This window comes from Dyadobacter sp. CY323, from assembly GCF_021390245.1.
Lineage (GTDB): Bacteria > Bacteroidota > Bacteroidia > Cytophagales > Spirosomataceae > Dyadobacter.
Window position 1 is genome coordinate 17,133 of sequence record NZ_JAJUXH010000019.1, and the last position, 22,803, is coordinate 39,935.

A 22,803-nucleotide genomic window follows, 5' to 3' on the forward strand; every position below is an offset into this window, starting at 1 on the left:
ATTCGAAAGCCCTATGCTTCTTCTGAAAGGGACATTTTCTTGTAAAGCCGGGTTTTCGCGCGCCTCACACTGGCAGGATCGATGTTGAGCAGCGAGGCAATTTCTTTGGTAGAAAGATTGATATGGAAATAGGCATAAATGCGTATTTCATTTTTGGTAAGGTTCGGATGTTTCACCCGCAGCTCTTCAAAAAAGCGGGGATGGACTTGTTCAAAATGCAGCTTGAACTTCTCCCAGTCGGCGTCCAGGTAAAGGTCGCTTTTCAGGATCGACTCAATGTTTTTCAAATTGCCGTGCTGGTTTTCCGGATACAACTCGTGTAACTCCTGTATTTGTCCCTTTAAGCCGGACAACAATTTGTTTTTCTGTACAATGTACATCGTAGTCGATGCCAACTCGCGTTGGTTTGTGTCCAGTCGCTGCTGCAGGATTTCGTTTACTGTTTTTTCGTGCCGGATCTCCGCATTGATCTTCTGATTTTCGAGTTCAGTCAGTTTTTGGGTCAGTGATAATTCGCGCAGGTCGAATTCAAGCTGCCGGGCTTCCATTTCTTTTGCTTTCAATCCGGTCTGGATCAGTCGGGTACGTGCTACAAGCGCAATTGAAAATCCGAGGGATTGGGCCACACCAGCCAGATACGGTAAAAACGCATTGTTTGTTTCATGCACGCGCGCCAGCACATGGAAAATGGGAGTAGCGACCATGAAAATCAACGGAAGCATGTTTGCAAACAAAAAAGGACTCGCTGCGCGGAGTTTCTGACGGTACGCGACAATGCAGGTACAGGACATGGTCACGAAGATGAAAAGCGCAGAAATGTTTTCATAAAACGACGTGTAATACTCAAGACAGAAAAACAGACTGCTGGTAACCATAATGCAGATGGTCGCCGACAAGTAAAAGATCAGCCCGTATTTCAGGGTGAGATCCAGCTTCGGAAGCGTCTTGGCGGTATCGAAAAACGATCGGGTGAACTGCGCAAAACCAAACATAATGCACAGAATGCCGAAATGCATCAGCAGATAGTTCAGGTCATAATAAGCTGTTAACCCGTCTGGAGTGATCAGGAATGAGAAGAGCGGACAATGGAAGAAAACAGAAAGGAAATGCCGGTACGAAGCAATGTAGATCATTCCGCCCAGCTGGGCGATCAGATAATATAGGATCGTCTTGTCCCGAAAGCTGAAATAGATGTATAAATTATTCAGGAAGAACAGAAACAGCACCGTAGTCGCAACCGTCCATGCCAGCCAGATATTTTGTTCCAATTCCTGCGCATATTCCTTTTTTTTGAGAAAAAGCGTAGGTTTAAAGGCGGAGTCCATGTCGTTGGATGACGAAATGTCCACCTTAATGTAAATGGTACTTTTCTTTTTTGCTTCCAGCACGCACGGCATTATGCCCTGCAATCGCCGGTCATACCTGGATTTTGTAAGAATGCCCGCCCGCCGGGAAACCCATTTGCCAGTATCACGGTCGATATAATACAGGATGTTGTCGAGATTGGGCTGTACCCGGACATCGTAGGCCCGGGGATATCGGGAGGGATTGTCGATAGTGATTTTCACCCAGTAAGCCGGCGCTTTTCCGGGCCGGATCAAGTCATTCTCTCTAAACGGTAGTTGAGGATTTGCGAGTAACTGATTGAACGTGTACCCGTTGTCCGGCAGAAGTTCATATTGATCAATGTTAAACGTTGCACTGTCGCTCAACGTAAACACAGGCTGGCCCGAAAGGACAACCGGCAACAGGATGCCGACAAGGAGGTAAAGTAACCGGGTCAAGGGAGGATTTGATGAGTGGTATGTCTGGAATGCAAATATAACTTAGCAAATGAATGTATTACTGAATGAATAAATTATTGAATAAGCGAATGGATGTAAAAAAATGAAATACTGCCTTTTGAGTCTGCTTATCGTCTCCGGTTTTGTCGCACAGTCGCAGGTCTTGCGAAAAAGGACTACCATGCTCATGGGCGGGAGGTTTGACATTACGATCGTTGCGCAGGATTCGGCGGCGGCGGAAATGAACATCGATGCGGTCATTACTGAAATCACCCGGATCGAAAATCTGATTTCTGACTGGAAGCCCAGCTCACAGGTTTCGGAGGTGAATGCAAATGCAGGGATTCGGCCGGTGCGGGTGGACCCGGAAGTGTTTGAACTCGCAGAAAGGGCGGTTGCATTATCGAAACTGACCAATGGAGCTTTTGATATCAGTTTCGCAGCCATGGACCGGATCTGGAAATTCGATGGGTCGATGACTAAAATGCCGACTGCCGGGGCCATTCGGAAATCGGTTGAAAAGGTTGGTTATCAGAACATTATTCTCGATAAGAAGCATTTTACCATTTTTCTCAAAGTGAAAGGAATGAAAATCGGTTTTGGGGCTTTGGGAGAAGGTTATGCGACTGATAAATGCCGTGATATGATGTTAAAAAAAGGGATAAAAGCCGGCATTGTGAATGGGTCCGGGGATATGAGTGCCTGGGGAAAGCAGCCCGACGGCAGCGAATGGGTGATCGGCATTACCGATCCGAAGCGGCAGGGAGAGTTGTTTGCAGTAGTGCCGCTCCGCCAGGGTGCCGTGGTTACTTCGGGGAGTTATGAAAAATTTGTGGTTTTTAACGGAAAACGCTATTCGCACATCATCAATCCTGCCACCGGCTATCCCGCCACCGGACTTACCAGCGTAACCGTTTTTGGCCCCAGCGCGGAAAAAGCCAATGGTTTCAGTACATCATTGATGGTAATGGGAAAGCAGGCCGGACTCAAACTGATCAACGGTTTTCCCGAATTCAGCTGCATGATGATTACCGACGATGGTAAGATTTTTACTTCAAATAACCTCAACATTTCGGACTTCAAACCTCAGTAACAATCCATTAACACCTGGCTGTGCGACTGATAAAAGCTGACGCTTTTGCCGAGATGCTTCTGGCAAATGTCTTCCAATAATGCTACCACATGATTTTGCATGGAAAGTGACCCGCAAAGCATGATCACGCCATTATTTGCCAGTGTATCGGCTACCAAAACTTCATCGCGCGCCAATAAGTCCCTCACATATTGCTTTTCACCTTCGCGGGAATACGCAACATGCAGGCTGCTCAATTTCTTGTCCGAAAGATTTTTCTCAATCGCTGTTTTATAAAGCGAAAAGGAAGTCTGATCACGAAAACCGCAGTATAACCGGCATTTTGCATGTGAACTTTGCTGATCGATCATCCCTAAAAACGGCGCAATGCCTGTCCCGTTCGAGATCATGATCACGGAAGTTGCTTTTTTAGGAAAATGAAAATGCTCGTTGCCGACAATGCGCGCGCTGATGCCGTTTCCTGGATTCAGCCGATAAAGAAAATCCGAACCGAGCCCGCGCTCGTGCAACTTCACGCTCAGCTGAATGTCATTTCCAATCCTCCCAATGGAGTAAAGCCGCTCCCGATGATCGTTCGCGGGATAGATCGCCAGCAGATCGCCGGAAGTGAAAGCCGTTTGCCGTTTCGGTCTTAAATGGATCAGAAACGACTCGCCCGAAGTCGCAACAGCCGTTTTATGTACCACAATGAGCTCCTGCAGAACTTCTGGCCGGGTAGTCAGCGGGCTGGATGAAACCGCCAGTTCCACACCCGCCTGCTGAGACCAGCTTGCCGCCCATTGACTGAATTCATCCGGAGATTTGTCATTAATCGTGTGTATTTCAAGGGTAGGAATGGCCCAATCCTGTCTGGCAAACAGATTGTCAACCTCGAAAGCGAATTTGCAAAAGTCGGGATAACCATGTGAACCGAAGCCTACTACCGAGAAACGGACAGGATTAGGTTGTTTATGTTTTTCTAAATTTTTGGCAAAATGAGCCGCATTGGTCGGTGGATTTCCCAACCCATAAGTGGCGGCCATCACAATGATGTCCGATGCTTTCGGAAAAACCGTATAATTGTTCAGTTCAGTAACAAAAGCCGATTTTCCGCCCGCGATCAGTTGCTTGTGAATCGCATTGGCAAAACCGAACGTACTGCCGTTTTCAGAACCTACGAGAATGATAAATTCGCTTTCATTGGCCGTATACTTGTTTTTCACCCGGTTAGCCCTGCGTTTGAACGTCATCGCAAAACCGGAATAAATGAAGAAAAGGATGTTTCCGGATGCGATTGTGAGGATAATGGCCCATATCGCATTCGTCCGGCCGGTGTGTAAATCCAGGTTCAGTTCCGTGAGCAATGCGGCAGTAGGATACTTTACTTCCGTTAAAACATCCCCGGTAATCTGGTTGACCGTTACTTCCCGGTCGTTCAATTTCAGTGTGTAGTAATCTTCCGGATCTTCCGAAAAAGGAAATTCGACGGTTTGGACCTGGGATAATTCTATCTTTTTGAAAATATCAAAATCAGCGGGATTTCTGACTGGTCCCGATTTGATCGCATCAAAATCAACTTCGGCGGATACTTTCGGAGATTCTATTAAACCAAAACGCGCGAGTGATAAATACGTCCCGCTCAATGCGATAATGAAAATGGGGATCAGCGACAACCTTCCCAAAACCACGTGGTAATACTGCGAAAAGTTATCCCTCACAATGCGTGTGAAAAACCGTTTCAGGCCGCGCTGGCGCTGAATGATCAGCATGGTGCCGGAAACAGTGATCAGCAGTAATAGAAAAGCGGTCAGGCCGATTAAAAAACGACCGGTTTCATGAATAAAAAGCGAGCGGTGTAAGGCGGTTACCCATTCAAAAAAGTCATTTTTAGGTGCTGGATAGCCCAGGATTCTTCCTGTTCGGGGATCCATGTAAGCATCCAGTTTTTTGCCCTCGGCGTCGGCGCCTTTAATCTGAACAAACTGGTTTTTGTCAACCGTAAGCTCGCTGATTTCGGGATAGAGCTTTCTTAAAACCGGGAGTGATTGTGCAAGTGTTGTTTTATTAAAATTCTCAGAACGGTAGGGTTGGACTTTTTCGGATAATGGCTGAAACGCCAGGATGATACCGGTTACAGAGGCGAGGGTCAGTAAAAGAAAAGAAGATACAGCCAGCGCGAGATGGCTGTATCTCCATATTGAAATGGTCATAATGAGCTACTCAGTGCATTAATTAGGGCTGAACCGGACGTAGCGGATGTACCCGGTACCCTCGCTTTTCGCGGAAAGCCCCTCAGTCGTCAATGGGATTTCCAGATCTTTTACATGGTATGCTTTATCCTCCACTGCACTTTCAAACCGGATCTTATAGCCCGCATTGATCTTGGCATTGTCGATTTCCAGCACGTTCACACTGCGATCGCCACCCGTTACCGATGCCCCGGTGATCGCGCTGATGTTGGCTTTTTGCCTGGATTGAAACTTATGCCATTCTTTCATGCTGTTATACCACTTTTTATCCGGACCGAGCACGTATAAGGTCTTTTCGTACGCACCCTTTGCATTAATGAGCGAGATCACCACGTACGCGCCTTCACCCATGTAATTTGTCATCTGGATCATGCATTTGTATTTTGAAGTACTTTGTGCAGATGTGGTAGCCGGACGAAAAAACGTCAATGCGAGTAACAGGAGTGCGGATTTGAATATATTGGACATGAAATCTATTTCAGGAAATTAACAGTTACATTATTCTTCGAAAGCGTCTCATTTTCACCGGCCAGGTCAAACGCAGTCTCATTAAAGTTGGTCTCAATCTCTTTTTTCGCGCCGATTGAAAGCAGGTATTTCAGCATTGCATCGTCTTTGGAGACCATCGCAGCTTTGTGTAAAGCAGTAATGCCTTCGCTGTTTTTTGCATTCACATCGATTTTGTATGCTTCCAGACGTTTCACCAGTGCCAGGTCGTTTTTCGCGACTGCCACATGATATAATGTGTTGCCATTTTTTGCAGGTGCATCTATTTTGAAACCTTTTTCCTGCAACACTTTCACTTTTGGATCAAATTCGTTTGCCGTTCTCGGATTGTAGGATTGTGCCAGATAGAAAGCCAGATTATCGCCATTTTTGTCGGTTGTGTTGATGTTGGCGCCCTTGTCGACCAGATATCCGATCACTTCGGGTGAATTTCCACGAACCGCCATCGCCAATGCGCTCACACCCTTCGAGTTACCCTGATTGATATCTTTCACTTTCGGAAGCAAAAGGTCCAGTGTCGCCGTTTCCCGGTTGCTGGCAGCTGCATTCATGAATACCGTATTTCCATCTTCATCGGCCTTGTTTACATCGACGCCTTTGCTCAGAAAATACTTAATGATCTCTTCCTGTTTTGGTTTACGGACAATGGAATGCAATGCGTTTTCGCCGTTTTTACCGATTACGGTCGGTTTCAGGTTTACACTTTCCAGATATTGATACACTTCAATGGGATTAGCCCCGCCGCGCGATCCTTGCGCTGCCATTAATATCGCATTTGAATTCGCAGGAACTCCTTTTGCCAGCAGCGTTTTCAGTACATCGATCTTCCCCGCCCGCGCCGCATAGCTGAACGCATTGTTTCCGGCGGCATCCGTGCTTTTCAGGTCGAGGCCTTTTGAGATAAAATAATTGGTCAATGCCAGATCCTTATCATTCGCAATCCCGATCAATAATGCATTTGCACCATCGTTGTTGAGGTCTTTTTTAAGGTCGGCGCCGTGAGCCAGGCATATATCGTACACTTTGGTATTCTGCTGACCGCCACCCGCAGCAAAATTGATCGGGGTTGCCCCGTGACCATCCACATAATTTCCTTTTGCTCCTTTTGCAACCAGCGACTCCATCAGCTCCACATTGCCCCTCATTGCCGCCCAGTGCAGGTAAATGCGGCCGTCATGCGTCGCTTTATCGACCGTGTTACCAGGTTGGGTTAAAAGATATTCAATCGTTGCATTGGGTGCACCGGCATTAATCGCCAGTACGACCGGATCAAACATGTTGTTGTTAAACTGAGAAGGGTTGCTGCCTTTTTCGATTTCGGCTTTTACCGCGGCAACATCCGGGGAGGTTTTCCAGAACGCCTGGTCCAGAAGCACGTTTTGCTGTGCCTGAGCAGAAATGGCAATGGATGCACAAATGGCAATCAGAAATTTTTTCATATGAACGAGGATATTTGAATTCGTTGGTTTTACCCGATGAGGTGCGCAAAGTTAATTGATAACCAGTCTAAATAATATCAAATCTGCATTTTGATCGATTTTTTCCTGCAATTCAGGACAAGGAGCTGGTTTGCAGACTGTTTCATGCATTTGGCAGAATTTAACTTTCGTGTAAGTCGGCCGCGGGTAAATTTACAATCATACTAACAGATGAACCCGTGTACGTACTGCAGACAAATCGTTTAACGCATCAATTCGGTCGGACCGGTCCGGTTCTGAATGGACTTGACCTGGTGGTCCCGGAAAGTAGTATCTATGGTTTTCTGGGTCCGAACGGTGCCGGGAAAACGACTACCTTGCGCCTTATTTTAGGGTTGATCAAACGGCAATCCGGCGACATTCACCTGTTCGGGAAACCTTTGGATCAGGACCGGGTAGCGATCCTCCGGCAAGTCGGCTCGCTGATCGACAGTCCCTCGTTTTATGGACATCTTACTGCTGCTGAAAATCTAACAGTGTTTCAAAAAGTGTATCAGTGCCCTAAAAACCGAATTTATGAGGTACTGGAGCTGGTTGGCTTATCGCAAACCGGCAACAAAAAAGCCAGACGTTTTTCTCTGGGTATGAAGCAGAGACTGGGGATCGCAGTCGCGATGTTACATAATCCCGCATTGCTGATCCTCGACGAACCTACAAACGGACTCGATCCAAATGGGATGATCGAGATCAGGGAACTGCTCAAAAAGATCAACCGGGAGCAAGGCATTTCGATCCTGGTTTCCAGCCATTTGCTTTCGGAAATTGAAAAGCTGGTCACTCATATCGGGATCATCAATCACGGACGTCTGGTTTTTCAGGGGACGCTTGGAGAGTTGATGCACGATCAGGAACAAAGCCTGGAAACCATTTTCATAGATCTTATCACTAAAAAGCTATGATGATCGTAAACAGTTTTCAAAGTGAATGGCTCAAAAGAAGGCACAGTGCTGCTTCGTGGCTCACGCTGATCGGCGCCCTTTTTATTCCGGCGATTGTTTTGACCAAAAGAATTTCGGATTACGGGACATTGAGCCAAAGTAATTCGTCCGGTAAGATCTGGAACCAGGTTTATGGCCAATGCTGGCAGTATATGTCGGTGTTTTTGCTGCCGATGGGCATTATCCTGACAGCCAGTCTTTTGGCTCAGATCGAATTTGGTAACAATGCCTGGAAGCAGGTACACACGACGCCACAGAGCCACACAACACTTTTTTTGGCCAAATTCGCAGTGGCGATTACCATGTTATTTCAGTTTTTTCTGATCTTCAATGCAGGTATAATCCTGACGGGTATTCTACCTGCATTACTGTTCCGGGACGTTCCATTTCCGCAACAGGATTTTCCTTTTCTGGGATTTTTAACCGGCAACGCGAAGTTCTTTCTCTATGCCTTGCCCATCCTTTCGCTGCAATACCTGCTTAGCATTCACATCCGGAATTTCATGGTCCCGATCGGCATCGGTTTTGCACTCGTGGTGGCCTCCTTGATCGCCGTTTCCTGGAAATACGGTTATTTTCTTCCCTATACTTACTGTTCGAAACAATTTTTAATCAACGATAACCGGATCGATCCGGACGTAAATATTTATTATTGGTCGGCCGGATACTTTATCCTGTTTACTGCGCTCAATTATTTCCTTTTTATAAATAAAAAAAGCAGAGGTTAGGGTAATGGAAATTGTTTTGTCTTTTAGATCCTGTTAACCTCGTTAAACTTAGTTGTCAAATGCAAAAATCGATGAAAGCATTGTTGCAAATCGGCTATTGGATCTTGTATGCGATGCTTTTGACGGTTATATTTTTCGTGCTGACTTTCTTTCAAAAACCTCCGATGAGCTGGGTAACCTGGTGCCGGATCATGGCAGGTTTCGCAGTAATCCCGGGAGCAATGGCGTTCTATGTTTTCTATGCATTCGTGTTTCCATATTACCGACGGACGAAAAACTGGTTCAGGTTAATTTTGTTTTCCGCCGTCGTTCCCGTCGTCGCGGCGATGGTGGGCATTGTTGTTCTGAGTGTCTTTGTGAGTTCACAGTTTTTGACAAATGACGGGATCATGGGAGCTGTTTCGGTGGGGTTACCGGTTGCATTCATCGCTTTTGTTAATGGCTCGATTGGTTTTGTGATTAAAGGCTTTGTTTCCTGGTTTGAGGAAGTCAGGTACCGGGAGGAATTGAACCAACGCAACTTTGAGATGGAACTCGCACTGATCAAATCCCAGATCGACCCGCATTTTCTTTTCAATACCATCAACAACATTGACATTCTGATCGAAAAAGAAAGTGTGAAAGCGTCCGCATACCTGAATAAGCTGTCGGATATCATGCGTTTTATGTTATATGAAACAAAAGGCGAACGAATTCCTTTGTCCAAAGAGCTTACTTACATTGCAAAATACATCGATCTTCAAAGGATCCGGACTTCGAACGCAAATGCGGTTCAATTCTCACTCACAGGTGATTACGCTTCCAAACAGATTGCTCCTATGTTGTTTATCCCATTTATTGAAAATGCATTTAAACATGCGAATTTGATGGAAGATTTTTCAGTAAGGATAGCCCTGAAAGTCGCAACGGACCGGATTGCATTTGAATGTGAAAACCGGATCAGGCCGGTTATGCAGCTGGAAAAAACAACAGGAGGTATGGGTAAGGAGTTGATCGAACGGAGATTGACATTGTTATATCCTGGAAAATATCAGTTAACAACCGAATGTGATCATCAGATTTATCGCGTCAAACTAACTATTCAGGAATGAAGATCAGCTGCATTGTCGTGGAGGATGAACCGCTGGCTATGGAACGCGCAAAGGATTTTGTGAAGCGTTTGCCATTGCTCGATCTGGCCGGAGCTTTCGGGAATGCAGTCGACGCTTTTACTTTTTTAAAAATCAACCCGGTCGACCTGATTTTCCTGGACATTAACCTGGGCGCACTTTCAGGCATTGATCTGCTGGAATCCACCCGGATAAACAGTCAGGTGATCATTACTACGGCTTATCATGAATATGCGGTTAAAGGTTACGAATTGAGCGTTACGGATTATTTGCTTAAACCATACACATTCGAACGGTTTTTAATGGCGGTGAATAAAGTGGAAACGAACCTGACCAAAAGCATCCAGGAAGAGAAAAAAAGCATTTTTGTGAAAACCGGGTATAATCTGGAAAGGGTCGCGCTGGACGAAATACTGTATATCGAAGGAATGCGGGACTACCGCAGAATCCATACTGCTCGAAAGAAAATCATGACCTTGCATACCTTCTCCGATTTCGAAAAAGAACTTCCTCCGCACCTCATCTGCCGCGTTCACAAGTCTTTCATGATTTCCATTAACAAAATAGAAACCATCGAAAAAGACGAAATCAAGATCAACGGAACCTACATCCCCATCTCCGCTACATACAGACAGGCATTTCTGAGTTTGCTGAAAGTGTGAAGCCACTATCGAAAGCAACCCTATATGTTATTTTAATTTGTGGGAGGCCGATTGGTAAAACAGCATTATCGCTATTTTAGTCAGAATTTTTTTCCCTGCGACTGTTTTATGAATCTGTTTTTCCTGCGAGGCGTATTCTGTCTGATTTTTATTTCCTTCAATGCACTTTCTCAAACGGACTCGCTGCATATTTTTTACGACGCCGAGTGGAATGTGATCTCCGATGGCTCGAAAGCGGAGTACAAAAGGTCGGCTTACGAGAATGACAATGGATACTGGCAGGTAACGGATTATTACAAAACCGGGCAGGTTCAAATGACCGGACTATATCTCGAGAAGGAAATGAAGACCATGCAAGGCCGCTTCGAGTGGTTTTATCCAAGCGGCCAGTTGAAAAGACAGACTTCTTTTGCGAGCAACAGAGTGAGAGACGAAGAGTTTGAGTATTATGAAAACGGGCAGCTGGATACCTACAGAAAGTATGATAATGCCGGACGCACCCTCGAAGAAAGATTATATAAAGAAGATAGTTCGCCGAGTATCTTTCATAATGCAGAATTCCCGAGCGGCAAAGCGGCCATGTATGACTATTTGTCCCGAAATATAAAATATCCGAAATCGCTCAGAAAGCGGGGCATTGAGGGAAAGGTTTTTGTGAGTTTCGTGGTTCACACCGACGGTTCGTTGCGCCACGTTACCATATTCGGCTCGCCGCATGAGCTGCTTTCCCAGGAAGCTTTGCGGGTAGTAAAGTCTATGCCGAAGTGGAAACCCGGATCGAGGGACGAAAAGCTCGTTGCCGTAAAATACAACCTCCCCATTGCATTTGCCCTGGACTGATGAAACTTGGGATGAGCCGGTCATCCGCCTGCTGCCTGTGAAATGGAAAGTACGTGCCCTGGCGGCTACATCCTGGCACAGTTGTTATCGGGATTACTCTTTTCTTCGGAACAGTTTGGTTCTGGTCGACGAACGATTCTGTGGACAGAACGATCCGGGCTGTTTCGAATCGCAGCCAAATTGATTTGAAATGCAAAACCAGACAAACTACGGATCTTCCAAAAGCCGTGAGGAGGCGCTCGAAACGGAGTCTTTTAAGGATGATCTTCCGCGGGCGGTACTCAGGCCAAATGATTATGTTTTACTCGATGGTGAATGGAACTTTGCCGTAGATCCTGACGATAAGGGGATCCTCGAAAGCTGGTACATCGACCACCCCTTTACCGGCACAGCCCACTGGCCGGGCAGCATAGAGGCACATCTGGCCGCAACGCAGCACGATAATCCGTCCTGGAAGGATAAGATCGTAGTCTGGTACGAGCGAAATTTCGACTGCCCCCCGCACGCAACTCCCGAACTGGAAAGTGATACCATCGTGCAGCTTACTTTCGGGGCATGCGGATATGAAACGCAAGTCTGGCTGAACGGGCACTTACTTTCGACCATTGAGGGCGAGGAAGTCCATACCGGCGAGTATACTTCGTTTTCGTACGAGCTGGAAACCTTGCTGCCGGTTAACCGCCTCACCGTGCGTGTAGCGAGCAGCATGGATGCGGACATTCCGCGGGGCAAACAAGAGTCTCATGTGTATAAGCGGGGCGGGATCTGGTACCAGACGTTTACCGGTGCGGTGCGGAGTGTATGGCTCGAAACCGTTGAAAGAAACAGGCTGCGTTCACGAGTGGGCGTGGTGAGTGTGATCGAGGATGATCTGGTCCGGTTCAGTCTCACCACCCGCATTCACGATCCGGGATTGTATAAAATTAAATTATTGGTATATGCGCCTGGTTCAGGCCAGTACGACGAACTGGTGGCGGAGGATGAATTTCCATTGATGCTCAATGCAGGTCAGAAATCGCAGCGGCTGGTACTCGACGTTCCGCATGCCCAGCTCTGGTCGACGCATGCCCCGAACCAATACCGGCTGGTTGCCCGGCTTATTGATGAAAAAGGGTCGGTATCAGAGATTGAGACCAAATTGGGGCTGCGGAAATTTGAGGCCAGGGGCAGCCATTTGTATCTCAATAACAAACCCATTTACCTGGATGGAATTCTTTACCAGCCTGGTAATGCGTCGTATCGCCAGATCCAGAAGCATTTGCTGGCTATGAAAGAGCTGGGCTGCAATTTGGTGCGGATCCACATTGCCGGGGTAGACCCGCGCATTTACAAGCTGGCGGACAAGATCGGGATGTTGTTATGGGTGGAAGTACCAAGTCCCCACCAGTCGACCATGAAAAGCCGTGAAAACCACCGCGCCGAGTTAATGCGCATGCTGGCGCTGATCGGGACACATCCCTCGGTAGTGATATGGAGTTTATATAATGAAGACTGGGGTGTGCAGGATATTGCAGTCAACCAGGAAACCCGGCAGTATGTGATCGATATGTACCATTATATGCACCTTGCTCATCCCGAATTTCTGGTCGTTGACAACGACGGCTGGCAGCACATTTCGTTTGAAGGAAAGTTGAAATCGGATCTGCTGACGGCGCATTTATACACTCCAAACCTGGATCAATGGAAGAAAATGCTGGATGAGCTGACGGGCGGAAATATGGAAACGGTTGCGGCTTTCCCGCTCGTCGTAGGCGATCCGTTCTTTTTCAGGAAACAAGTTCCGCTGATCGTGAGTGAGTGGGGTGGTTTTGGTTTCGAAAATTATGGCGGACCGGTCGATGATGCTGCACGTGCCAATCAGATCGCACTGTTTAAAGCTGAATTGAGAAAAAGGGCGGTTTCGGGGGATGTGTACACGCAGGCTACCAACATTGAAGACGAGCGAAACGGGTTGATCGATCCGGAAACCGGGGTGCTGAATGTACCCCCCGGGCTTCTCGCTTCTGGCACGAATATTGATGTGACCAACGGTAGTCAACAAGTCAAAAACCTATAACGAAAACATCATGTCAAACACAGTAGTTGGGATTTTCGAAAATGAAGGCGATGCGCGGGATGCGCAGCAATATTTGCTGGAAAGTGGATTTAGTGACGAAGATGTAGATATTAAAACGGCTAAATATAAGTCAGAAGACGGTGAGTTGCCCGTAGACCATTCGGATGACGGTGTATTTGAGCGCATCGGAAATTTTTTTAAAGATCTGTTCGGTGGCGACGAGGAAGAAGCGGAACGTTATTCGGAAGCCGGGCGGCGGGGAACGATCGTCACGGTGCATTCCATCGATCCGGACCAGGCTGAACTTGCCTCGAAGATCCTGGATAATCACGGTGCAGTAGATGTAAACGAAAACTTCCGGAATTATACTTCGGAGCAATCTTACTCTGACTCGCCAAGAACGGACAGGCTTGACTTAGACGAGCAACCGGTGATCGATGAAGAAGGCAGGGCAGAATCGGAACTTCGGGCCGAGCGTCTGAGAAGCCGTATAGTTGCCCGCTCGGTTGAGAAAAACTACCGCCTTCGCCAGGAGCAGTTTAATTTCGACAGAACACCTATCAACTCCACCGGGCCGGATCATCAGGCTTTCACAGAAAAAAATATCGTCACCAATGCAGACGACGAGGATGTGGAGCTAAACAAAACAATAGCGGAACGGGATAATGCCCTGAACGACATCATTCATAATCCAAGAATTTAATTCGCGTTTTTTTTAAAAGACCTGCCAGGTTTTCAAAATCTGGTAGGTCTTTTCAATTTTTATCCACCCGACCACCCCGGGGACCGTCGCCCGACGCTTACATCGAGCATACGCACTATCCTCGTAAATACCGGCTTGTAATGGATTCTTTCGCATTCAACAGCTGCACGGGAGTTCCTTCAAATATCACTTTCCCGCCTTTGGTACCCCCATCGGGTCCCATGTCGATGATCCAGTCCGCGTTTTTGACCACGTCCAGATTATGCTCGATCACGATCATCGTATTTCCTGCGTCAACGAGCCGGTTCATAATGGAAAGCAGGTGGCCGATGTCCGACATGTGCAAACCGGTAGTCGGTTCGTCGAGAACATACACGCTTCCTTTTTTGTGCAACTCGCTCGCCAGTTTAATGCGCTGACATTCTCCTCCGGAAAGCGTGCTAAGTGGCTGACCAAGTGTGAGATAATCCAATCCCACATCACTCATGGCCTGCAGCTTGTGCAGAATATCGTTTTGTTTAAAATAATCCAATGATTGTAGTACCGTCAGTTCCAATACATCTGAAATGGATTTGCCATCCATCTGATAGGCGAGTACTTCTTCCTTGAACCGTTTTCCTTCGCAAATTTCACAAGGTGTTTTAATCCCGTCGAGAAACGCCAGATCGGTATAAATGACGCCGAGCCCCTGGCAATTTTCACAGGCACCCTGGGAATTAAAACTAAATAACGAGGCGCTCACACCATTTTGTTTTGCAAAAGCCTTGCGTACATCATCCATCACGCCGGTATAGGTGGCCGGGTTCGAGCGGGTGGACGTACCCACGGCGGACTGGTCTATCACGATCGCTTTGGGATGTTGCGACAGAAAAGCCTGATTGATCAGCGAGCTTTTTCCGGATCCTGCAACACCGGTAACGACGGTCAGAACGCCCATTGGAATGTCGACATTCACATTGTGCAGGTTATTGATATTGGCTTTGAGTACTGAAAGTTTTCCGGACGGTTTGCGGGATTTTTCTTTAATGGGCAAGGAAGTTTTAATATGTCGGCCGGTCAGTGTATCAGCTTTTGCGAGCTCCGCAAAACTGCCTTCGAACACAATCTTCCCACCTTTGCTTCCGGCGTTCGGGCCGACATCCACAATGTGATCGGCCACTTTAATAACGTCCGGATCGTGCTCGACGACGATGACGGTATTTCCTTTGTCGCGAAGTTTGCCGAGTAGCTCGTTCAGTCGGTGTACGTCCCTCGGATGCAGTCCCACGCTGGGTTCGTCGAAAATATACATGACGTCGATCAGGCTGCTGCTGAGATGTTTAACCATTTTCACCCGCTGGGATTCACCACCGGATAACGTACTGGTTTCACGGTCGAGGCTCAGGTACTCGAGACCGATATCCACCAAATGCTGCAACCGCTCTGAAAGCGTCGAGATCATGGAGCCAGCCACCGGATCTTTGAGTTCTTTTACCAGCGAAAGCAGCTCGGAAACTTCCATTGCGGCCATTTCGGCAATGTTTTTGCCATTGATTTTACAGCTTAATGCAGCCTGGCTCAGCCGCGCACCTTTGCAAGATGGGCACGGGCGGAGCGCAATGTATGGAGCGACCGATTTCTGGGTACGTTCCGACAAGGTTTTAAGGTCTCTTTTAATGTATGCTTTCTCAAATTTCTCGATGATACCCAGGTAGGTCGCATTCATACTTCCGCCACCGATCGCCAATTTGAATTTCAGGTTTTTACCGTAAAGCAGCAGGTCCATTTCTTCTGGCGTGAAATCGGAAAGCTTTTTATCATTATCAAAAAAGCCCGATGCCGCGTAACTGCTTTTCTCCCAGCTCGCGAAAACCGGGACTTGAACCGCGCCTTCATTCAATGACTTGTTCATGTCCAGGAAAGAGTCGGCCACAACGCCCATTTTTTTACCCATTCCATTGCATTCGGGACACATCCCGGCCGGGTCGTTGAATGAGAATGCATTTGAATTCCCGATATGCGGTTCGCCGATCCGTGAAAACAACAGGCGCAAAACCGGTGAAATGTCGGTGATCGTACCCAGGGTAGAATGCGAGTTTCCGCCCAGTCGTCGCTGGTCGACGACGATGGCCATGCTCAGGTTTTCGATGGCGTCGGCGTGGGGCTGGGCATATTTGGGCAGGAAATTCCGGATAAACATGCTGAAATTTTCATTGAGCTGCCGCTGGGCTTCGGTCGCAATCGTGTCGAAAACAATGGAAGATTTTCCGGAACCCGACACTCCGGTGAAAATGGTGATCTTGCGTTTTGGGATTCTCAGCGACACATTTTTGAGATTGTTTTCGCGTGCCCCGCGGATTTCTATGTATTCCTGCGCCATAGGTTTTTTCGAAGTTATTCTGGTAGCATTCCGATTCGTAAGACGCAAGTTGAAAAAATATTTCAGGATATGGAAAACCGTTCAAAAGTCTTTCCTTACTTGTAACTTTTCTATTGAACCGTCTCCAAATCCCAAACTGCCTTTTCACAGATATATGGAAAACTGGAAAGAAGTTGCATTTCTTTTAGCGTCCGGCCAGGGGATTATTCTTTGCATGTCGCTGGTAGTGAGAGGTTTTAATGGACAAAGAGCCAGTTTATTTTTAGGGTTGATCCTGTATGTTCTGGCTCAGGAGTTATTGAATGCGTGGGGGATGCAGGTGCGGTATCACCAATCGCCGGACGCCATTCCTTTCTGGAATTTTCAGAGTTACTTGCTGCTTCCCCTATCTCTCTGGTTTTTCGCCCGATTTACCACAACTCCTGACTATACTTTCAAAAAACGATACTGGCTTTTCTATTTGCCTATCGTCGCCGAAGTGATGATCCGAAGTGGCTGGCAGTACTACCGGCGCCATTTTAACCAGGATTTACCATCTTTATTAGAAAATCCGATCTGGTTTTTTCTTACCGAGTTGCTGCCGATTATCGGAATGTCTTATGTCTTGTGGGTATATGCCGGGAAGCTGTTCAGGTTTCAGTTCGCGTGGGAAAAACAGTCTCCGCGACTGGGTATCAGAAAATATCTCAGATTGTACGGTTTGTTTGGTTTTTCGCTGATCCTCACTGTCTTATGGGCCGCCGGTGTCGTGTTGGAATGGCCTGTTTTTGGGGGAGTCGAGGTTTTGTTGACGTTGTGGCTTTTTGCATTGGGCTACATCGGTTATCTGGATCCTGATTTTTTCACGTTACCTGTTTTAACCAAACCAAAAAATGCGGAAAAACCGGAGTTCGCGCAATACGACGATCTGGTTGAACTGAAACGCCTGCACGCTGCATTTCACCAGGATGCTCTGCATACGCAATCCAAACTTACTCTCGAGGATGTGGCTGCAAAGTTGCGTTTGCCTTCCCGCTATGTGTCATATCTGATAAATACGCATTGCGCATCCAATTTCAACAGTTTCGTAAATGGCTTCCGGGTTGAAGAAGTAATACGCAAACTGGGCGATCCGAAAGAACGACATAAGACGGTCTTGGCACTGGCATTTGAGGCGGGTTTTAATTCCAAATCCACATTTAATCAGGTTTTCAGGCAGCATACCGGCAAATCGCCTTCCCAGTATCTGCTGGTTCAGAAGTAGCGGTTTCTCGGGTCAAAGGTCCGGGAATACCTCCTTCATATGTCCTGAAACATGATCCCGGACGTCCTGAATGGCGATAGTGAGCGCGGGTTATTGGTTCAATGGCTTGTTTTGACATTCAATCAAACCATTTCCACAAGCAACCATGTACGTTCGACTACTGCTTTTCACCGCCCTGGTCTGGGCAACTTTTTCTTTTGGTAACCAGGTTAGTGCGGATCCCGATGATCGCCGGTTCGTGGTTCAGATCAATAAAAATGTGGAGCTGCTGGGGTTCGTCTATTTCTTGGGCTATGAGGGTGTGCAATCTAAAACGGCCGATTATTCGGTTAAAACCAAAGCCCGGTACGCATATGGCCTGGACTTGTACGAGCAATATAAAAGGCACGAGAATAGTGAAAATCTGGCTGTCGCCGTCGGCTTTGCGCAAGATATCTGGCTGGACTATTTTATTAATTTACTAATCCAGCTGGAAGATTTTCCAAATGCAAAGCTGAATGAGAAAATGGAAAGCCGATATTATCTGAGGTTCTCCCCGAAAAGAGACGAGGCTGAGGCCCGCAAAAATGCTTCGGCGTTTTTAGAAGCAATGAACCGACTTTATCGCGAAGTTGATTTTGATACCTACCTCAGTCAAAACCGGAACAAATACGAGAATGCGCTGATGCAGGTGAAAGGCGGGCTGCCTGACGGTTCGTTCATCCCGGCGATGGAAAAGTTCTATCAGGGACGACTGGATACCTATAATCTGGTGCCGAGTCTTACCATTCCGCCCGGAATGGGTTTTGGGGTGAAGTATGGTTCGGATCAAAAAACAAACGCTTTTCATGTGTTCGGATCCTTTGCAATTCCTAGTTTTAATGATGCCTCAAATCTGGATATGGGTTTTAATGATAAAAAGCATTTGCTTGAACTCAGCACGCACGAATTCGGTCATTCATTTGTGAATCAGGTAATTGACCAGTTGCCAGCTGAATGGATTGCCGAAACGCAGAGGCTTTTTGATCCGGTTAAAGATGTGATGTCAAATCAGGGATATGTAGCCTGGAAGGCATGTTTATATGAACACTTCGTGCGGGCCGGCGAGATCGTCATAGCCCAAAGCCTCGGTCATGCCGCAGATGCCCGGCGATTGCGCGAGCATTACGAACATGACCGGAAATTCATCTATCTGCCGCTCATACTTCCCGAACTCGAAGCCTATCAGTCCATTCAAAAAAGTACGTACAAACAAGCCGTTGAAAGTGCAATGAAACGATTGAGGGAGAATTCGCGCGATTAATCTCCCAAAAGGGAAAATTTTTGAAATCCATCGTATTCGTTTGGAAGTAGCCGGCCGGGGAAATCATACCGGTCAGGCTCCGAGATCGTCAAGTTCTTTCAAATACATCTTCAAGTTTGTAAGATTTACATCAGGCAGTTGTTTGAAAAAGTTTTTCGCAAGCAGGTACATCGTAATGATAGTTAATGCATTTGCGGCGATGATCAGAACCGATTTCATTAAACCATACGCTTCGAAATGACGAACCAGCAACGAAATCCCCAGCAGGAAACCAGCAACCATACTCACTTTCCAAATGCGCAACATCGCCACCTGACACCGTTCCTGAATGAAGATCACTTTATGCAGGCTTTCCCGTAAGTTACTTTTGGTCAATGTAATGCGGCTTATTTCCAGGTTTTCGGAAATGATGATTTTTAATGCAATTCCAATCACTATCGCATATAACACGGCCGGTACGAATTCATACCAGCGTACATAGTCGAACGGATTGCCGGATACGATCGCGACGAAAAGCAGCAACAATCCCGAGAAGAAAAATGCGAGGTTTTTGAACTTACGTTGTGATCTGGAAATGGTGCTTTGTGATTGATTACGGATCATCGTCAATACTACTTGTTCGCTCAATGCGGTTGAAGCTTGGATTTTTTCCTCGAGTGCATTCCAACTTGTTTTTAAATTGTCAAGGTTCATGTTTTCTAGTTTAAAGAGTTAGAGATTTTACCAGGTTTTCAAGTTTTGATTTAATGCGGCTGAGTTTTACACCTACGTTGGATTTGCTTATTCCCAGTATCGAGGCCATTTCTTCATAACTTTTGTCATCGAGATAGAGCAGCACGATGGCTTTTTCGACGATGCCAAGCTGTTCGATGGCCTGATAAAGCAATGCAGTTTCCGGGGAACCGTCGTCTTCTTCGAATAAATCGGGGATATGGAATTCCATTTTTGAAAATGCGATAGGGGATTGCCTGCGTGTTTCTTTTCGAAAATTGGAAATAGCGGTATTCATCCCAATGCGGTAAATCCAGGTACTTACATTGGATTCCTGCCGGAACGTGGGGAATGCTCTCCAAAGCTGAAATACGATCTCCTGAAACAGATCGCGGCGATCTTCTGCGTCGTGACAATACATTTTGCAGATCTTGAAAACAATCCCGCGGTGTTGATTGAGAAGGACTACGAATTGTTTTTCCATGTGGGACTAAAGTACAGTTTAATACATTAGTCGCAGGAGGAGGGGAAAAATTACATGTTTCTTTAAAACCCGCAGTGATTCTGGGTGACGTTGCCAGTTTTGGTGAGGGTGTACTTACTGTTTATATCTTTATCTGAAACAGTTTTGGGTGCATTAACACGGAAAATAGATGCTGAAAACAGCTCCTTCTCCGGGTTGGCTGTTCGCTGCGATCGCTCCGCCATGATTGGCGACCACACGCTCGCAAATCGCCAGTCCGATGCCCGTACCTTCGTATTCTTCTTTGGTATGGAGCCTTTGAAATACTTCAAAAATACGGTGGGCATATTGCTCACTAAACCCGACACCATTGTCACCCACTTCCACGCAGTAGTAATTTGATGACCCGCGCGTAGGGATGACCGTCGCCGGTAAATCCACCGATGGGGTGATTTTAGAGGTTATGTGGATTTCGCATTTCTGGTCTGGCCTTCTGAATTTGAGCGAATTACTGATCAGGTTCTGGAATAATTGCCCAAGTTGTGATTCGTCACCACGGATGATCGGCAACGAATCCACAGTAATGGTCGCACCAGCTTCCTGGATTGCAATTTCGAGGTCTGATATAACGGTGTTTACAACCCATGAAAGCGAAACCGGGACGGCTTCTTCCTGATGCAGGGAAATGCGTGAAAACGAAAGCAAGTCTTTGATGAGGTTTGACATTCTTTTGCCAGCGGCCTGTATCCGCAGCAGGTGACTGGCACCGTCGCCGAGTGCATCGGCATGGCGCCGGATCACCAGATCTGAAAATGCCTGGATCTTTCTCAGTGGCTCCTGCAAGTCATGGGAAGCGATATAAGCAAATTTCTGAAGGTTTTCATTTGATTTGACCAACAGACTGTTTGACTCCGATAACTCTTCATTAATCGCATAATATTCCTCATTTATCGCGGCCAGTTCCTCATTTGCGGCCGCCAGTTCCTCCGTCCGTTCCTGTACTTTTTCTTCAAGTGCAAGCTGGGTTTTCCGGATCTGGGTTACATCATGGGCGCTACCGATCACCTTATATGCTTCGCCCTGATCATTGAACATTGCCTTTCCCTGCGCTTTGATGATCCGCTGCTTCCCGGTCCTGGGTACCTCGATCGTATATTCGGCATTATATAACCCGTCTGTCCCAGGTTTAATTGCGTGTGTGATCGACTCTCTGATCTGTGCATGATCTTCGGCGCGAATGCATTCAAAGGTCCTTTTCTCCGTAATCATCTCGTGAGGTTCAAAGCCAAACCACGTTCTTAATCTGTTGGAGAAATTCAACGCGCCGGTTTTGAGGTCTATCTCCCAGGTACCCAGGTCCGCCAGGTCGACTGCACCGCGCAAAACAGCCTCCGCCTCTTCGATCGACTTGCGTGTCTTCACCTGCTGGGTCACATCTGTGGCGATTACCAGAATGCCGCTTGTGGTACCGTCCAACTCTTTTTGTGACTGATAGGTGAGATCCACATAAATGGTCTCTATCTGACCGTTACGCATGATATCAACGGGTTGCTCATGCGAAATGAACGGAATGCCCGTGTCGGTAACATTTCTTAGAAGGGTGTCGAATCCCTGGCCGGCGAGCTCCGGCATTGCTTCCAAAAGCGTTTTTCCCACCAATTCTTCCGGACTGCGACCCACCAGCTGTCCATAAAATGGATTAGCCATGGTAAAAGCGAGATCTTCTTTGCGGATCATCGCAATGGCTATGGGTGACTGCTCGAAAAGGGAGAGGAGGGCCATGCGGCTCTCTTCAATCTTTTTTTGCTCCTGTATCTTTTCGGTTACGTCAATTGCGATATCAAGAATGGCGTATACCTCTCCCTGCGCATCGCGTAAAGGGGTGTATGTAATGTTGTAAAAATTGTGGGTCATCACACCGTGCTGCACGATATCCACCTGGATCCCAAAGCTTTGGTACATGATACCGGTAGTATAAACATCATCCAGTATCTGAAGAAAAGTCTGATTTTCCAGTTCGGGCATGACTTCACGGAGTGGTTTTCCGACGATATCCGGGCCTTTTCCCACAATATCTATAAACGCCTGATTAGGCATTTCCACGATCAGGTCGCGCCCCACAAACAAGCCGATGGCTGCCGGCGCGCTTTCAACCACTGCTGCAAGTTGTGCCTGACTTTTCTCCGATTTCTTCCTGGCAACCACTTCGCTGGTGACATCCTGTGCCAGTCCCGCACAAAGGTGCGGTGCGCCATGATCGTCGAAATAGATCTGGCCCCGAAACCGTACCCATCTCAGTATTCCATCGTCCGCGCCTGTTGTGCGAAAGGTATGGTCGTAGTAACCGTTACCGGTCGCATTCAATGCCTGGCCCAATGCATCTTCTACTCCGGCAATGTCGTCTGAATGGATATAGCTGATCGCCTTTTCGTAAGGCAGGCTATTACCTTCCGCCAGACCAAAGAGCTGTCGGCACTGATCGTCCCAACTGATGGTATTTGTTTTAATATCAAGCTGCCAGACCCCCAGGCCGGCCGCTTTCAAAGCAAGATTTATATCAACCCGCCCATTGAGGGGTTGATCTGGATAGGAATAGTCACTTTCAGTCATTAATTAAAG

The 22,803-nt window shown here is 47.1% G+C and carries 18 protein-coding genes; 10 read left to right on the top strand and 8 right to left on the bottom strand.

From position 1 onward, the window contains the following. Positions 1–11: 11 nt before the first annotated feature. Entirely contained in the window at positions 12–1,784 is a 1,773-nt protein-coding gene (locus tag LZG72_RS22445) for a 7TM diverse intracellular signaling domain-containing protein (RefSeq protein ID WP_233877355.1), read from the bottom strand. 103 nt (positions 1,785–1,887) lie between these two features. Here LZG72_RS22445 and LZG72_RS22450 point away from each other — a divergent pair, with 103 nt between their 5' ends. Then, on the top strand, positions 1,888–2,877 hold the full coding sequence (locus tag LZG72_RS22450; RefSeq protein ID WP_233877357.1) for an FAD:protein FMN transferase: 990 nt from the start codon (positions 1,888–1,890) through the stop codon (positions 2,875–2,877). Here the strand turns inward: LZG72_RS22450 and LZG72_RS22455 are convergent. Genes LZG72_RS22455 through LZG72_RS22465 form a run of 3 tightly spaced genes read right to left on the bottom strand, consistent with a single transcriptional unit; the run spans position 2,871 to position 7,051 of the window. Continuing rightward, on the bottom strand, positions 2,871–5,066 hold the full coding sequence (locus LZG72_RS22455; protein WP_233877359.1) for a PepSY domain-containing protein: 2,196 nt from the start codon (positions 5,064–5,066) through the stop codon (positions 2,871–2,873). The genes LZG72_RS22450 and LZG72_RS22455 overlap by 7 nt on opposite strands. An 18-nt stretch (positions 5,067–5,084) precedes the next feature. Next, complete coding sequence (locus LZG72_RS22460) at positions 5,085–5,573, bottom strand: DUF2271 domain-containing protein (protein WP_233877361.1); 489 nt, start codon at positions 5,571–5,573, stop codon at positions 5,085–5,087. 5 nt (positions 5,574–5,578) lie between these two features. Beyond that, a complete protein-coding gene (locus LZG72_RS22465) occupies positions 5,579–7,051 on the bottom strand; it encodes an ankyrin repeat domain-containing protein (protein ID WP_233877363.1) in 1,473 nt (490 codons plus the stop codon). Positions 7,052–7,269: 218 nt separating this feature from the next. Between LZG72_RS22465 and LZG72_RS22470 the strand changes: the two genes are divergently transcribed. The 7 genes from LZG72_RS22470 to LZG72_RS22500 all read left to right on the top strand — a co-directional run bounded on the left by LZG72_RS22470 (position 7,270) and on the right by LZG72_RS22500 (position 14,126). Further along, positions 7,270–7,989, top strand: coding sequence for an ABC transporter ATP-binding protein (locus LZG72_RS22470; protein ID WP_233877365.1), 720 nt, complete (start codon positions 7,270–7,272; stop codon positions 7,987–7,989). Further along, positions 7,986–8,756 carry an ABC transporter permease gene (locus tag LZG72_RS22475; RefSeq protein ID WP_233877366.1) on the top strand — a complete coding sequence of 257 codons (771 nt, stop codon included), beginning with the start codon at positions 7,986–7,988 and terminating at the stop codon, positions 8,754–8,756. The genes LZG72_RS22470 and LZG72_RS22475 overlap by 4 nt, the downstream gene beginning before the upstream one ends. Positions 8,757–8,815: 59 nt before the next feature. After that, the gene (locus tag LZG72_RS22480; RefSeq protein ID WP_233877368.1) at positions 8,816–9,847 is read left to right on the top strand and encodes a sensor histidine kinase; all 1,032 of its coding nucleotides are present in this window, start codon (positions 8,816–8,818) and stop codon (positions 9,845–9,847) included. Continuing rightward, positions 9,844–10,527 (top strand): LytTR family DNA-binding domain-containing protein, encoded by a 684-nt coding sequence (locus LZG72_RS22485; RefSeq protein ID WP_233877370.1) that lies wholly within the window; start codon positions 9,844–9,846, stop codon positions 10,525–10,527. The genes LZG72_RS22480 and LZG72_RS22485 overlap by 4 nt, the downstream gene beginning before the upstream one ends. A gap of 108 nt (positions 10,528–10,635) precedes the next feature. After that, positions 10,636–11,367, top strand: a complete 732-nt coding sequence (locus LZG72_RS22490) for an energy transducer TonB (protein WP_233877372.1) — start codon at positions 10,636–10,638, stop codon at positions 11,365–11,367. Between the two features lie 190 nt (positions 11,368–11,557). Then, a complete protein-coding gene (locus LZG72_RS22495; RefSeq protein ID WP_233877374.1) occupies positions 11,558–13,423 on the top strand; it encodes a glycoside hydrolase family 2 protein in 1,866 nt (621 codons plus the stop codon). 10 nt (positions 13,424–13,433) lie between these two features. After that, positions 13,434–14,126, top strand: a complete 693-nt coding sequence (locus tag LZG72_RS22500; protein ID WP_233877376.1) for a hypothetical protein — start codon at positions 13,434–13,436, stop codon at positions 14,124–14,126. Positions 14,127–14,241: 115 nt separating this feature from the next. Here the strand turns inward: LZG72_RS22500 and LZG72_RS22505 are convergent, their stop codons facing one another. Beyond that, positions 14,242–16,485, bottom strand: coding sequence for an excinuclease ABC subunit UvrA (locus tag LZG72_RS22505; protein WP_233877378.1), 2,244 nt, complete (start codon positions 16,483–16,485; stop codon positions 14,242–14,244). Between the two features lie 154 nt (positions 16,486–16,639). Between LZG72_RS22505 and LZG72_RS22510 the strand changes: the two genes are divergently transcribed. Together LZG72_RS22510 and LZG72_RS22515 are read left to right on the top strand one after the other, a co-directional pair. Next, the gene (locus LZG72_RS22510; RefSeq protein WP_233877380.1) at positions 16,640–17,728 is read left to right on the top strand and encodes an AraC family transcriptional regulator; all 1,089 of its coding nucleotides are present in this window, start codon (positions 16,640–16,642) and stop codon (positions 17,726–17,728) included. Between the two features lie 145 nt (positions 17,729–17,873). Continuing rightward, on the top strand, positions 17,874–19,010 hold the full coding sequence (locus tag LZG72_RS22515) for a DUF4932 domain-containing protein (protein ID WP_233877382.1): 1,137 nt from the start codon (positions 17,874–17,876) through the stop codon (positions 19,008–19,010). Between the two features lie 72 nt (positions 19,011–19,082). Here LZG72_RS22515 and LZG72_RS22520 read toward each other — a convergent pair whose 3' ends face one another. The 3 genes from LZG72_RS22520 to LZG72_RS22530 form a co-directional block, all read right to left on the bottom strand. Further along, the gene (locus LZG72_RS22520) at positions 19,083–19,703 is read right to left on the bottom strand and encodes a hypothetical protein (protein WP_233877384.1); all 621 of its coding nucleotides are present in this window, start codon (positions 19,701–19,703) and stop codon (positions 19,083–19,085) included. Between the two features lie 10 nt (positions 19,704–19,713). Next, positions 19,714–20,205: an RNA polymerase sigma factor gene (locus LZG72_RS22525; protein ID WP_233877385.1), complete on the bottom strand. Its 492-nt coding sequence runs from the start codon at positions 20,203–20,205 to the stop codon at positions 19,714–19,716. Positions 20,206–20,358: 153 nt separating this feature from the next. Continuing rightward, positions 20,359–22,794: a PAS domain S-box protein gene (locus LZG72_RS22530; protein ID WP_233877386.1), complete on the bottom strand. Its 2,436-nt coding sequence runs from the start codon at positions 22,792–22,794 to the stop codon at positions 20,359–20,361. Between the last annotated feature and the right edge of the window lie 9 nt (positions 22,795–22,803).

Excerpts from the sequence above, each read along its gene's own strand:
- LZG72_RS22500 (WP_233877376.1), top strand. The coding sequence starts at position 13,434 with ATGTCAAACACAGTAGTTGGGATTTTCGAAAATGAAGGCGATGCGCGG.
- LZG72_RS22505 (WP_233877378.1), bottom strand. The coding sequence starts at position 16,485 with ATGGCGCAGGAATACATAGAAATCCGCGGGGCACGCGAAAACAATCTC.
- LZG72_RS22520 (WP_233877384.1), bottom strand. The coding sequence starts at position 19,703 with ATGAACCTTGACAATTTAAAAACAAGTTGGAATGCACTCGAGGAAAAA.
- LZG72_RS22455 (WP_233877359.1), bottom strand. The coding sequence starts at position 5,066 with ATGACCATTTCAATATGGAGATACAGCCATCTCGCGCTGGCTGTATCT.
- LZG72_RS22530 (WP_233877386.1), bottom strand. The coding sequence starts at position 22,794 with ATGACTGAAAGTGACTATTCCTATCCAGATCAACCCCTCAATGGGCGG.
- LZG72_RS22450 (WP_233877357.1), top strand. The coding sequence starts at position 1,888 with ATGAAATACTGCCTTTTGAGTCTGCTTATCGTCTCCGGTTTTGTCGCA.
- LZG72_RS22480 (WP_233877368.1), top strand. The coding sequence starts at position 8,816 with ATGCAAAAATCGATGAAAGCATTGTTGCAAATCGGCTATTGGATCTTG.
- LZG72_RS22510 (WP_233877380.1), top strand. The coding sequence starts at position 16,640 with ATGGAAAACTGGAAAGAAGTTGCATTTCTTTTAGCGTCCGGCCAGGGG.
- LZG72_RS22525 (WP_233877385.1), bottom strand. The coding sequence starts at position 20,205 with ATGGAAAAACAATTCGTAGTCCTTCTCAATCAACACCGCGGGATTGTT.
- LZG72_RS22490 (WP_233877372.1), top strand. The coding sequence starts at position 10,636 with ATGAATCTGTTTTTCCTGCGAGGCGTATTCTGTCTGATTTTTATTTCC.
- LZG72_RS22495 (WP_233877374.1), top strand. The coding sequence starts at position 11,558 with ATGCAAAACCAGACAAACTACGGATCTTCCAAAAGCCGTGAGGAGGCG.
- LZG72_RS22475 (WP_233877366.1), top strand. The coding sequence starts at position 7,986 with ATGATGATCGTAAACAGTTTTCAAAGTGAATGGCTCAAAAGAAGGCAC.
- LZG72_RS22460 (WP_233877361.1), bottom strand. The coding sequence starts at position 5,573 with ATGTCCAATATATTCAAATCCGCACTCCTGTTACTCGCATTGACGTTT.
- LZG72_RS22485 (WP_233877370.1), top strand. The coding sequence starts at position 9,844 with ATGAAGATCAGCTGCATTGTCGTGGAGGATGAACCGCTGGCTATGGAA.
- LZG72_RS22465 (WP_233877363.1), bottom strand. The coding sequence starts at position 7,051 with ATGAAAAAATTTCTGATTGCCATTTGTGCATCCATTGCCATTTCTGCT.
- LZG72_RS22515 (WP_233877382.1), top strand. The coding sequence starts at position 17,874 with ATGTACGTTCGACTACTGCTTTTCACCGCCCTGGTCTGGGCAACTTTT.